General features: G+C 52.9%; 13 protein-coding genes and 1 pseudogene. 12 read left to right on the forward strand and 2 right to left on the reverse strand.

Annotated features, from left to right (window positions below):
* Nucleotides 1-21: 21 nt before the first annotated feature.
* From aspS to H3M12_RS08815, 7 genes are all read left to right on the forward strand, one after another.
* Complete coding sequence (aspS, locus tag H3M12_RS08785) at nt 22-1812, forward strand: aspartate--tRNA ligase (protein WP_129031585.1); 1791 nt, start codon at nt 22-24, stop codon at nt 1810-1812.
* 155 nt (nt 1813-1967) lie between these two features.
* On the forward strand, nt 1968-2495 hold the full coding sequence (gene msrA, locus H3M12_RS08790; protein WP_129031503.1) for a peptide-methionine (S)-S-oxide reductase MsrA: 528 nt from the start codon (nt 1968-1970) through the stop codon (nt 2493-2495).
* An 80-nt stretch (nt 2496-2575) separates the two neighbouring features.
* Nucleotides 2576-3451 carry a YitT family protein gene (locus tag H3M12_RS08795; RefSeq protein WP_129031502.1) on the forward strand — a complete coding sequence of 292 codons (876 nt, stop codon included), beginning with the start codon at nt 2576-2578 and terminating at the stop codon, nt 3449-3451.
* Nucleotides 3452-3645: 194 nt separating this feature from the next.
* Nucleotides 3646-4809: a CDP-glycerol glycerophosphotransferase family protein gene (locus tag H3M12_RS08800; protein ID WP_182150635.1), complete on the forward strand. Its 1164-nt coding sequence runs from the start codon at nt 3646-3648 to the stop codon at nt 4807-4809.
* A 21-nt stretch (nt 4810-4830) separates the two neighbouring features.
* Nucleotides 4831-5640: an ABC transporter permease gene (locus tag H3M12_RS08805; protein ID WP_129031500.1), complete on the forward strand. Its 810-nt coding sequence runs from the start codon at nt 4831-4833 to the stop codon at nt 5638-5640.
* Between the two features lie 20 nt (nt 5641-5660).
* Nucleotides 5661-6884, forward strand: a complete 1224-nt coding sequence (locus H3M12_RS08810) for a CDP-glycerol glycerophosphotransferase family protein (RefSeq protein ID WP_182150636.1) — start codon at nt 5661-5663, stop codon at nt 6882-6884.
* A 1-nt stretch (nt 6885) separates the two neighbouring features.
* Nucleotides 6886-7824 (forward strand): deoxyribonuclease IV, encoded by a 939-nt coding sequence (locus H3M12_RS08815; protein ID WP_129031498.1) that lies wholly within the window; start codon nt 6886-6888, stop codon nt 7822-7824.
* 77 nt (nt 7825-7901) lie between these two features.
* On the opposite strand, the gene H3M12_RS08820 is transcribed toward H3M12_RS08815, so the two are convergent.
* Complete coding sequence (locus H3M12_RS08820; RefSeq protein WP_129031497.1) at nt 7902-8729, reverse strand: pyruvate, water dikinase regulatory protein; 828 nt, start codon at nt 8727-8729, stop codon at nt 7902-7904.
* A 179-nt stretch (nt 8730-8908) separates the two neighbouring features.
* Between H3M12_RS08820 and rpsU the strand changes: the two genes are divergently transcribed.
* Nucleotides 8909-9097, forward strand: coding sequence for a 30S ribosomal protein S21 (gene rpsU / locus H3M12_RS08825; RefSeq protein WP_024746218.1), 189 nt, complete (start codon nt 8909-8911; stop codon nt 9095-9097).
* A 43-nt stretch (nt 9098-9140) separates the two neighbouring features.
* Here rpsU and H3M12_RS08830 read toward each other — a convergent pair.
* Nucleotides 9141-10149 (reverse strand): annotated as a pseudogene (locus H3M12_RS08830) (zinc-binding alcohol dehydrogenase family protein).
* Between the two features lie 144 nt (nt 10150-10293).
* Here H3M12_RS08830 and H3M12_RS08835 point away from each other — a divergent pair.
* From H3M12_RS08835 to H3M12_RS08850, 4 genes are all read left to right on the forward strand, one after another.
* Nucleotides 10294-10740: a GatB/YqeY domain-containing protein gene (locus tag H3M12_RS08835; protein WP_129031495.1), complete on the forward strand. Its 447-nt coding sequence runs from the start codon at nt 10294-10296 to the stop codon at nt 10738-10740.
* 207 nt (nt 10741-10947) lie between these two features.
* Nucleotides 10948-11919: a PhoH family protein gene (locus H3M12_RS08840; RefSeq protein ID WP_170954935.1), complete on the forward strand. Its 972-nt coding sequence runs from the start codon at nt 10948-10950 to the stop codon at nt 11917-11919.
* The gene (gene ybeY / locus H3M12_RS08845; RefSeq protein WP_129031493.1) at nt 11919-12407 is read left to right on the forward strand and encodes an rRNA maturation RNase YbeY; all 489 of its coding nucleotides are present in this window, start codon (nt 11919-11921) and stop codon (nt 12405-12407) included. Before H3M12_RS08840 ends, ybeY begins: the two co-directional genes overlap by 1 nt.
* On the forward strand, nt 12385-12789 hold the full coding sequence (locus tag H3M12_RS08850; protein ID WP_129031492.1) for a diacylglycerol kinase family protein: 405 nt from the start codon (nt 12385-12387) through the stop codon (nt 12787-12789). The genes ybeY and H3M12_RS08850 overlap by 23 nt, the downstream gene beginning before the upstream one ends.
* Nucleotides 12790-12794: the final 5 nt, after the last annotated feature.

The following is a 12794-nucleotide window of genomic DNA, read 5'->3' on the forward strand; positions in this document are numbered from 1 at the left end:
GGAAATTAGATGGAAAAGAATTTGAAACGGACCACGTACGCGGGTCTCGTCGACGAGCAATATCTCGACCAGACCGTTGTTTTAAAGGGTTGGGTGCAAAAGCGCCGCGACCTGGGGGGCTTGATCTTTGTTGACCTCAGAGACCGCGAAGGCTTAGTCCAACTGGTCTTTAGTGAAGAATACAGTCCGGAAGCTTTAGCGGTTGCCGAACAGTTGCGGAGTGAATACGTGATCGAGATTCAAGGTCACGTCGTCGCTCGGGTCGCAAAGGAAATCAACCCGGACATGCGTACCGGAAAGGTCGAGGTCCGGGTCACGGGCATCAACCTCTTGAACAAGGCCAAGACGCCACCGTTCGATATTCGTGACGGTATCACGGCGTCCGATGACCTGCGGCTGCAATACCGCTACTTGGACTTACGCCGGCCGGAAATGCAACAGGGCATCATGCTGCGGAACCGAATCGTGCAATCCGTTCACAGCTACTTCGACCACAACGGGTTTATCGACATCGAAACGCCCGATTTGACCAAGTCGACGCCAGAAGGGGCCCGGGATTACCTGGTGCCTTCTCGAATCTACCATGGTCACTTCTACGCCTTGCCGCAATCGCCGCAACTCTTCAAGCAATTATTGATGGGGTCCGGTTTTGACCGGTACTACCAGATTGCCCGGTGCTTCCGAGACGAAGACTTGCGGGGAGACCGGCAACCGGAATTTACCCAGATTGACTTGGAAACGTCCTTCTTAACCGCCGAAGAGATTCAGGACCTGACCGAGGGCTTGATCGCCAAGGTCATGAAGGATACCTTGAACGTTGACGTTACCTTACCGTTCCCGCGGATGGACTGGGATGACTCCATGGCCCGTTATGGGACCGACCAACCAGATGTACGGTTTGGCATGGAATTGAAAGATTTGTCGGCTATCATGAAGGATACCGACTTCAAGGTCTTCTCCGGGGCCGTTGCCAACGGGGGCCAAGTCAAAGCCATCGCCGTTCCCGGTGGGGCCGACCTGTACAGCCGTAAGGACCTCGACAAGTACGCGAAATATATCGAACGCTTTGGCGCGAAGGGCTTAGCTTGGTTGAAGGTCACTGATGACAGCTTCAGTGGACCAATTGCCAAGTTCTTCAAGCACGATGGTGATTTTGCTAAAATCACTGAAGCTACGGGTGCTAAGAGTGGCGACCTGTTATTGTTCGCAGCCGATTCCAAACGCGTCGTGGCCCAGACTTTGGGTTACCTGCGAGTGGCGATTGCTAAGGAACAAGACATGATCGACCAAAACAAGTGGGCCTTCTTATGGATCGTCAACTGGCCATTGTTCGACTACGACGTGGATTTGAAGCGCTGGGTCCCAGCCCATCACCCGTTCACGATGCCAGCCGAAGGCGATGCGCACTACCTAAACGACGGCGAAGACCCGCACAAGGCCTACGCTCAAAGTTACGACATCATCTTGAACGGGTTGGAACTCGGTGGTGGGTCCATCCGGATTCACACCCGCGACTTACAGATGAAGATGCTGAAGGCGTTAGGCTTTACGCCAGAACGGGCCGAAAAGCAATTTGGTTTCCTGTTGAAAGCTTTAGACTACGGTTTCCCGCCTCACGGTGGTTTGGCTATCGGACTCGACCGCTTTGCCCGCTTACTGGCTAAGCGCGACAATATCCGGGACGTCATTGCCTTTCCGAAGAACTCCAAGGCAACGGAACCGATGACTCAGGCACCAAGTACCGTCACGGACAAGCAACTGGATGATTTAGACTTAGAAATCGCTAAGTTGGATACCGACGACGAAAAATAGTTGAAGTAAGCTACATGAAAAAACGCTAAGGGGGCGTTGGGTGATGTCAATTGGCACACTCAACGCCTTTTTGGCGGTCGCAGCGGGTAAGCGGCTTGACCTTTGCGGCTAAAAGCCGTTAAATAGAGCCATTAGTAAAAAAGCGAGGGATGTTGATGAGTAAAATAGAAACCGCAACGTTTGCGGGGGGCTGCTTCTGGTGCATGGTCCAGCCCTTTGAAGAACAACCAGGCATCGAAAGGGTCCTGTCGGGCTACACGGGTGGGACGGTGGCTGATCCGACCTACGAACAAGTTAAGACCGGTAAGACTGGTCACACCGAGGCCGTCAAGATTTGGTTCGATGCTGAGCAAGTCAGTTATCGACAGTTGGTCGATCTCTACTGGCAACAGACTGACCCGACCGATGCTTCAGGACAGTTCCAGGACCGCGGCGATAATTACCGGCCGGTGATTTTCGTGAATAGTGCTGCCCAGCGCCAAGTCGCGGAAGCCTCCAAGCAGGCCTTGCAGGACCGCGAACAGTTCGACCAGCCCATCGTGACCCAGATTCAAGTGGTCCAATCTTTCTACCCGGCAGAAGAACGGCATCAGCAGTTCTATAAGAAGCAACCGCAACGCATGGCTGAACAGGAAGCTGGCGGTCGGGCCGCCTTTATCCAGGCCCACTGGACGCAAGGTTAGGCCGGCGGTGAATATGACAACGACTAGTCAACTAATCAGTCGGCGCAGCACACCTAAAAGCGAGGTCGGGGGAGTAAATCATGGATGATGTACAGCAGCTATTCAAACGGCACACCTATACGGCTAAAATTTCGGTAGCTTTTTTCTACGGGGTTCTGGTGTCCATTGCGGTCAACTTCTTTTGGACGCCCGGCCATATCTATTCGTCCGGGGCGACCGGGTTGGCCCAATTGATCAACACCTTGACGGGCCGATACGCACCGGTACAGATTACCACGGCGTTGGGGTTGTTTCTGATTAACGTGCCGCTATTCGTCCTGGCGTGGAAGCAGATTGGCAAGTCCTTTACGATTTTTACCTTCATCTGCGTGCTCTTTGCGTCCGTCATGATTCGAATCATCCAGCCCGTTCACTTGACCACCGATCCCATTATCTGTGCGATTTTTGGTGGGGCGGTCAACGGGTACGGGACTGGGTTCACCCTAAAGAACAGCATCTCTACCGGGGGACTCGACATCATTGGGATCGTGGTCCGGCGTAAGACTGGCCGCAGTATGGGGACCATCAACATGGCGTTCAACAGTTTAATCGTCATTAGTGCCGGTTTCGTCTACGGCTGGCCGTACGCGTTTTACTCCGCATTGGGCTTGTTCGTCAACGCCAAAGTGATTGATTTGACCTTCACCCGGCAGCAACGGATGCAGGTCATGGTCATTACTAACCGGCCCAAGACGGTCATTGACAGTATCCAAAACCATATGCGGCGAGGAATCACCATCGTCCATGGGGCCGAAGGGGCTTACCATCACGATGAAAAAACGATTCTGTTTACCGTGATCACCCGTTACGAGATGGATGCCTTAGAGGTCGCCATGGAAGAAGCCGACCCAAAGGCCTTCGTCAGCATTTCCGATACCGTCAAGGTGCTGGGGCACTTCTACGAACCTAAATGGTGAAAAACAACATTTAAATTCAGCAATCTTAACCGGGTCCAAGATAGCTTCTTGGCCCGGTTTGTTAGGTGTTGGGCCCGGTAAAGAGGGAAAACTCGCTTGGCTTTCTTAAAGCTTCTTAAATTTCTCTAGGTTCGGCGGGCAGATGTGGTATAATTTTCGATGTTGTGGGCTGTTAAAAATAAGTGATATTGGTGATGAATGTGAAAGAATTCTATTTATGGTTAGTCCGGTGCGTGTCCATGTTGTGGTGTCACCGGCGACGCGATGCGGTGGTGTATCTGTTGAGCTTCAACGATAACCTGCCCTTTATCCTAGCAGTCAAGGCGGCGTTACCGGCTGACCAGCCGTTAATCGTATTTTATCGCCCACAACAAGCCACCAGTGCCCAGTACTTGGCCCAGCAGGGGGTCCGAACGATTTTGTTTCGAGACGGTCTGCGGTTTGCATTGACCGGAATTCCGCGGGTAATGCGTGCCCGGGTCTTGTATTGTGATAACTACTATGCCTTTTTGGGCGGCTTAGCGCATCCGCGTAACATGCGGATCGTGCAACTTTGGCATGCTGTCGGTGCAATCAAGAAGTTTGGCTGGGAAGACCCGACCACACCGCTGCGTTCAGCCAGTGACCAGCGCCGGTTTCAGGCCGTTTACGACCACTTCGACGAGTACGTGGTGGCGTCACCGGCCATGGGCCAAGTGTTCACGCGCAGTTATCGGGTTCCCGCACACCGGATGCAGGTGTTGGGGTACCCACGTTCGGACCGATTATTATCGCCGCAGTGGGTTGCGCAAGCCCGCGCTAAGGTGGCCCGCGTGGCCCCGGAACTTATGGGGAGCCGAGTCATCTTATATGCGCCGACGTATCGACCCGGGGTGACGTTTACGCCGCCCCAAGACTTGGCGCAGGCCCTTACAGCCGACCCGCAAGCCAAAGTGGTGGTCAAACTCCACCCAGCGTTAGCCCAGACGGCCACGACGTTGCAGGCTCAATTGGGGACGCAAGTGGTCGTGGCTGATCAGCTCAGCACTTCGGAATTGCTGACAGTTACGGAAACACTGGTGACGGATTATTCTTCAGTGGCGTTTGACTACAGTCTGTTACCCAACGCCCATAGTTTATTGTTCTACTTGTTTGATTTGTCGGCTTACCAACGTGAGCCGGGGATTCAAGCTGACTTTTTGTCCTGGTTACCTGGTCGGGCTTTGCGGAATAGCCAAGAGTTGGCGGCGGCGATTATTGCCGACCAAACGACCGACCTACGCCACTTCAATCAGCAGTGGAATACGGCCAATGACGGTCAGGCGACCGCCCGGGTCGTCGCACGTTATCACGGGTCTGCGACTCGCGGTAATGATTAAAAGTTAAAGGAGTGCAGCGCCTTGAAAGAGGTCATGACCTTATTTAAAGAGCAAGTATCAAGCTTGGGGATTATTTTTCGAATTTCTCGTTACGAGGACCAAGCCAGTTATCAAAGCCATTATTTGGGCTTGATGTGGGAGTACCTGTACCCGTTGATTCAAATCGGAATTTATTGGTTAGTTTTCGGGGTTGGCTTGAAGCATGGTCAACCATTGAACGGGGTCAGTTATTTGCCCTGGATGGTCATTGGGATTTCACCCTGGTTCTTTATGAATCGAGCCACGTTGGACGCGTCGAAGAGTATCTACCAACGGGTCAATATGGTGGCTAAAATGAAGTTCCCTGTGTCCGCGTTACCAACCATTAAAGTGGTCAGCAACCTGAGTTCCTTTTGGACGATGATGGTCTTTTCCATCTTTATCGGGTTGTTGAACGGCGTCTACCCGAAGGTCTCCTGGTTCCAGTGGATCTACTACTTCTTCGCCATGATTTGTTTGTTAGTGGCGTTAGGGATTTTTAATTCGTGTATTAGTGTGTTAGTTCGTGACTACCACATCCTGTTACAATCCGTGATGCGGATGTTGTTCTACGTGTCCGGCGTGCTGTTCAACTTCGTGACGACGTCGTTTCCGGCACCATTCGTGCACTTATTGGAACTCAACCCGTACTATTACGTGGTCAATGGGTTCCGGGAGTCGTTCTTAGGGACCGGTTGGTTCTGGGAGAACCCCTTACTGACGCTTGAATTCTGGGCCTTCGTGTTCTTCGTTTTACTGCTTGGCTCTCACTTGCATTACAAGTTCCGGTCCCGTTTCGTGGACTTAATCTAGATTGAAAGGAGCAACTGAAAATGACGAACAGTCGACAACGCCTGGTCCAGTCATTAAAGCTCGTTGCTCGCTATGGGCTCATCGTGTTGAACGGTGGGCTTATTTGTTTACCCATTAAGCAACGCTTAGTGATCTTTGAAAGCTTTAACGGTAAGGACGTCAACGATAATCCAGCGGCCATTTACCGTGCCCTTGTCCGGGCCGACCCGCAGTACCGACAAACGGCGTACTTCAGTGTAAAGCTCCGCGAATACGCGACCTTGCACGCCAAGTATCCCGAGATTCGCTTGGTCAAACGCTTCACCCCGCGCTGGGTCTGGTTGATGGCCCGGGCGGAATACTGGGTTTTGAACTCCCGGTTGCCGAATTGGTGGCACGCCAACCGACGGACCACCACGATTCAAACCTGGCACGGGACGCCGCTGAAAAAATTGGGGGTCGATATTGACCACGTGGCGATGCCAGGGACCACTACAGCCCAGTACCACACGGATTTTGTGACAGCAGCCAGTCGGTGGGATTACCTGATTGCCCCTAACCAATATTCTCAAAAGATTTTTAAACGGGCCTTCGGGTACCAAGGAAACTTTTTGCCCATTGGGTATCCCCGCAACGACGTGCTGTATACCGCGAATACCCCAACGCACATTGCGACTTTGAAACGCCAACTACTCGGAGACGTGACGGGGCCCATCGTCACCTATGCCCCGACCTGGCGGGACGATACCGCCGTGCGGCCCGGGGTCTACCGGTTCGAGTTACCATTTGACCTCGGTGAGTTCTTCCAACACGTACCGGAGGGCACTCATTTGATTATCCGGCCCCATTACTTAGTAAAGGACCAAGTCAATATTGATGGTTATGAGGACCGGGTCACGGTGCTTGCGGAAGCCGACATTGCTTCTTTGTACTTAATCACGGATCTCTTGATTACGGACTACTCCTCGGTAATGTTTGATTTTGCCAACCTCAACCGGCCGCAATTGTTTTTCGCTTACGATTTGGCCCATTACCGCGACCAGCTCCGGGGCTTTTACTTTGCGTACAAGTCCGCGGCGTTGCCCGGACCCTTGGTCACCACGGCCAGGGCGTTCTATGATCAGTTGGACGTCTGGCAACAAGCCGGAAACTTTCCCGCGTATGCCCGCCAGCAAGCGGCCTTTAACCACCGCTTCTGTGCCTGGGAAACGGGGACGGCCAGTCAACGGGTCGCGCGGTTAATTCAGACTGGAAAGGAAGACTAAAATGGCAGACACAGAATTCTTGATTGGCTCGCACGTCAGTATGAAGGGCGACGCCATGTTATTGGGCTCGGCGCAACTCGCCGCAAAAAACGGTGAGAACGTCTTTATGGTCTACACAGGGGCCCCGCAAAACACGCGCCGTAAGGCCATTGAGAAGCTTAACGGACCAGCCGGCAAAGCTTTTATGGCAGCTCATGACCAACGCGCGGTGGTGGTCCACGCTCCTTACGTGGTCAACCTGGGTAACACCAAAAAGCCGCAAAACTTTGCCTTTGCCGTGGAATTCTTGACGGCGGAGATCCACCGGGCAGCCGCGATTGGGGCACGACAAATCGTCTTGCATCCGGGCGCACACGTTGGGGCCGGTGCCCCAGCGGCGATTGCCCAAATTGCCCAGGGCCTCGACCAGATTCTTCGGGAGACGGCCGACGAACCCGTCCAGATTGCCTTAGAGACCATGGCGGGCAAGGGGACCGAAGTGGGTCGGACCTTTGAAGAATTGGCCAGTATCATCGACCAAACGCCGACCAACGACCGGCTATCGGTTTGTTTTGACACTTGCCATACGAGCGATGCCGGTTACGCCATCGCCAGCGACTTTGACGGTGTCCTGGCGGAGTTCGACCAAGTCGTGGGCTTAGACCGGCTCAAGGTGGTTCATCTGAACGACTCGAAGAATCCGCAGGGCAGTCATAAGGACCGCCACACCAATATTGGGTTCGGGACGTTGGGTTTCACGGTCTTAAACGCCGTCGCCCATCACCCCCAATTAGCGGCGGTGCCGAAAATCATGGAGACCCCACCAGTGGGGCCGGACCGCAAGACCGGTGCCGACCCCCACGGGTATGAAGTGGCGATGTTAAAGGCACAGCGCTTCAATCCCGATTTGGAAGCCGATGCCTTGGATCAGCGGCCGTTTACGGCTTATTTGGACCGCTAAAAATTAGAGAGATTAAAAAGCGAGCACCCCAGTTTGGGGCACTCGCTTTTATCTTTCAGATGGGAATAGGCTTAAACTTAATCGCCGAGGGGATGCGGCCGCTGGTCGTAGTCCAAACTCTCCATAATCAGCGTGGCCGTTTCTTCAATGGACTTGTTGGACACGTCGATCACTAAACACCCGATTTTTTGGTAGAGTTTTTTAGCGTAGGCCAGTTCCTCGCTGATTTTTTGGGTATCAGAATAGGCGCCATCCGCGGGGAGCCCGTAGGAAATCATCCGTTCACGCCGAATCCGCCGCAGAATATCGGGTTGGTTGGTCAGCCCGAAGATGCGTTTCGGGTCGACCTGCCAAAGTTCTTCTGGCAATTGGGTCTTAGGCGAGAGCGGCAGGTTAGCCACCCGTAAGTTCCGGTTAGCCAAGAACAAAGATAGTGGGGTCTTTGATGTTCGGGAAACACCTAGAATCACAATGTCGGCTTTTAACAAGCCAGTTGGATCCTTACCATCATCGTAGGCGACCGCAAATTCCATGGCGGCGATGCGGTCGAAGTAGGTGCTGGTCAGGTTGTGGACCAAGCCGGGGACGCCCTCGGGTTGTAAGTCCGTCGCGGAGGCCACGATTTTCATGGCCGGTTGGATACAGTCGAAGTGTTGCAACTGATTGTCTTCGGCGAATTGACTCACGTGGTCACTGAGTTTACGGTTCACCAAGGTGTGGAACAGCATGGCGTGTTGTTTCTTGGCTAAGGATAGGATACCACCTAGGATGGAATCGGTTTGGATGAACGGAAACCGTTGATAGGTCGCGTGGACGGCCGGAAATTGAGAGACGGCCGTTTGGGCCACGGTCAGGGCAGTTTCTCCCGACGAATCGGAGATAATAAAGATAGTAATAGGCGCCATAATGGGGCCTCCTCTGGTTAGTTTCCTTTAGTGTACTCGTTGCCCGGAAACGGTTCAAATTAATTGAGTTGGATTATTGACGCGGTTTGGTTGATTATGTATAATGGTTAAGAACCGTAACGCTGGTAGAAGAATTCTAACCGGCGTCATTACTTGTGCTCGGAGGGAGGGAATTTCAAATGGCAAAGACAGTCGTTCGCAAAAACGAGTCTTTTGACGACGCTCTTCGGCGCTTCAAACGTACGGTTTCCCGTAGCGGTACTTTACAAGAATACCGTAAGCGTGAATTTTACGAAAAACCAAGTGTGAAGAAAAAGTTAAAGTCAGAAGCAGCGCGGAAGCGTAAAGCTAAGAAGCGTCGTTTCTAATAAAAAATCCTTGATGTCTCGGCATCAAGGATTTTTTTCTGACCTAATTTTGAATGACTAGCTTGCCGCGCATGTGGTGGTTATTCAATAGCCGGTGGGCGGCCATCACATTTTGGGCGTTGATCGGTTGCAGCGTCTTAGTCAGCGTGGAGACCAACGTGCCCGTGTCTAATAGGGCGCGAATCTGTTCTAGGATTTGGTGCTGGCTGCCCATGTCTGGCGTTTCGAAGTAGGCCGAACATCCATTCCCAAGCAAAGGTGGCCCGCTTGTTCTTTAACGCCCGTAAGTCGATGGGGGTGTCGCTGCCAGTGATGGACACGATATGGCCACTGGGTTTGATCAAATCGACGATTTCGGGCCAGTGCTGATTCAAGTTGCTAAGCTCTAAAATGTAGTCGACGACCTGGTCGCCTAAGTCGTGGACCTGAGGCACTAGGTCCTGGCGGTGGTTGACGACAAAGTCGCTCCCGTGGTCGCGCGTCCAGGCAATCGTTTCGTCACGGGAAGCCGTCGCGATAACGGTCAATCCTGCCCAGTGGGCCAGTTGGGTCGCCACGGAACCGACGCCCCCAGCGCCGTTGATGACCAGGATGGTTTTGCCGTGGTTGTCGGCGTGCGGGTCGATGCCCAGTTGCTCGAATAGCGCTTCCCAGGCGGTCAAGGCGGTCAATGGCATGGCCGCACTTTGCGCCGGGGTAAGCTTAGTGGGGGCGTGACCAACGAGCCGTTCATCGACGAGTTGAAACTCGCTGTAGCTGCCGGGCCGTTTAAACGATCCAGCGTAGAAGACCACATCGCCCGGGTGAAAGAGGGTCACGGCATTGCCCACCGCTGTGACGGTGCCGTAAGCGTCAAAGCCGATAACTTTAGGTGCTTGGGGGTCTAACGGCTCGGTGTTGCGACGAACGGCGAGATCAACGGGATTGGCGGACACCGCTTGAACTTGGACCAATAGGTCGTGGCCGGTGGGGTCGGGTCGTTGCATCTCAAAATCTATTAGACTATGAGAATCATCTATGGGTAAATGTTGCGTGTAACCAATGGCACGCATGAAACACCAGTCCTTTCTAAAATCGGAGATTACTTCTAGCGTACTGAGCTCACGAGAAAAACGCAAGCGGCGTGCGTCTGGACCTGACGGAACTCAGAATAAGTAGTAAACTGAGACAGTACTTAAATTTAGGAGGAATTCAACATGAGTTTAGAAACCCAACTGAACACCGATTTAAAGACGGCCATGAAGGCCCACGATAAGTTGACCTTAAACGTGGTCCGGATGATGAAAGCCGCGTTGACCAACGAAAAGATCAAGCAGGGTCACGACTTGAGTGCCGATGAAGAATTAACGGTGGTCTCCCGGGAATTGAAACAACGAAAAGAGTCCTTGGACGAATTCCAAAAGGGTAACCGCGACGACCTGGTCGCTGGAGTCCAAGCCGAAATCAAGATCGTTGAAAAATACGCCCCAAAGCAATTGGGTGCTGACGAAATTGAAAAGATCGTGGCCGATAGTATCGCCAAGGTCGGCGCTAGCAACATGAGCGACTTCGGCAAGGTCATGGGCGCCGTGATGCCGCAAGTGAAGGGCAAGGCTGACGGTAACGTGGTCAACCAAACGGTCAAAGCCCAATTGAATAAGTAACGTTCAAGCCACTACGGGGAACCTTCTTCGTGGGGGCTTTTTTCGGTGGCGAGGGCGTTTTTCAAGCACCATTGCCCCAGAAACTGGCGTGCCCAGGGGATTTTAACGGCCAATCCTTTTACTATCCTGAGTGGTATGCTAAAATTCAAGTATCAGTAGACTTAATTTGGCAAAATAAAGGAGCAACCGTATTTGACTGAAAACGCGATGATTGAAAAAGAATATATCTTGGCGCACCCGGCCGATGAACCGGCTTTGTTAGGGGCCCAAGATCAATTTGTAACTTTACTGGAAGAAGGGCTCAGTGTCACCATTCGTCCCTTTGGCAATTCAATCAAAGTTGCGGGTGACGCCACCGCGGTTGACCAGACATTAAGCATTCTACGCAATATGAGTGCTTTACTGGCCAAGGGGATTCAGCTGAACAGTGCCGATGTGGTCAGCGCCATGAAGATGGCCGAACGCGGGACGTTAACTTACTTCCAAGACCTCTATACGGAAACGCTGATTCACGATGCCAAAGGACGGCCCGTGCGGGTGAAGAACTTTGGTCAGCGCCAGTATATCGACGCCATCAAGCATAACGACATCACCTTTGGGATTGGCCCGGCCGGGACGGGGAAAACTTATTTGGCCGTCGTCATGGCCATTTCCGCGTTGAAAAAAGGGGACGTGGAAAAGATCATTTTGACGCGGCCCGCCGTGGAAGCCGGCGAAAGTTTAGGCTTTCTACCCGGAGATTTGAAGGAAAAGGTGGACCCCTACTTACGGCCCATCTATGACGCGTTGTATGCCATCTTAGGCGCCGAACACACCACCCGGTTGATGGACCGGGGCGTGATTGAAATCGCGCCGCTGGCTTACATGCGAGGCCGGACTTTAGAGTCGGCCTTCGTGATTTTAGACGAAGCCCAAAATACAACGAACGCGCAAATGAAGATGTTTTTGACCCGGTTGGGCTTTGGCTCCAAAATGATCGTCAATGGGGATATTTCCCAGATTGACTTGCCGCACAACACCCGGTCGGGACTGGTCCAGGCCCAGGGAATCCTGCAAAACGTGGGCCACATCTCCTTTGTGACCTTCAGTGCCGATGACGTGGTCCGGCACCCCGTCGTGGCCAGCATCATCAACGCGTACGAGCAACACGAAACTAAACCAAATGGAGCTAACAAATAATGGATTTAGAGATTTACGATAAGACCCAGGCCGGGGTTTCCGACCAATACTTGACCTTGATTCGCGACGTCTTGCAGTTTGCGGGGAACTACCTCAAGCTAGCCGATAACACCGAAATGTCGGTGACTTTGATGAACAATGAAGATATTCACCGCATCAACAAGCAGTATCGTGGGGTGGACCGGGCGACTGACGTCATCAGTTTTGCCATTGAAGACGCGGAGGATGCCGACACGGACTTTCCCCTGGTGATGGACCCGGAACTTGCGGCCGAGATTCCCGAAAACATCGGTGATATCTTCGTGTCCGTAGATAAGGTCAGTGAACAAGCCGACTATTTGGGCCACTCGAACGAGCGGGAACTGGGCTTTTTAGTGGTCCACGGTTTCCTGCACTTGAACGGGTATGACCATATGAAACCAGAAGACGAAAAGGTCATGTTCAAATTGCAGGCCGATATCTTGGATGCCTATGGCCTCAAACGGTAAACCGACCCGGCAAACGGGGAAAAATCATAACTTTTGGCAGTCGCTGGGTCACGCCCTCGAAGGGTTGCACGTGCTCTATCATCTGGAGCGGAACTTTCGCAAACACCTTTTGGTGGGGGGCCTCGCCGTCCTCGTTGGCATCATCTTGCGTTTGACCGTCAATGAGTGGTTGTGGCTGACGCTGGCCATTTTTTTGGTGTTGACCGCCGAAACGCTCAATACCATCGTGGAAGCAGTCGTGGACCTAATCGTAGGCAAGACTTACGCCGATTTAGCAAAGCGAGCCAAGGACGTGGCCGCCGGCGGGGTGCTACTCGCGGCTCTGTTTGCCCTAGTGGTTGGTTGTTTAGTCATGTTGCCGGCGCTTGCCCGCTGGTTTTAAGGAGA

It is taken from the genome of Levilactobacillus suantsaii (genome assembly GCF_014069315.1).
GTDB lineage: Bacteria > Bacillota > Bacilli > Lactobacillales > Lactobacillaceae > Levilactobacillus > Levilactobacillus suantsaii.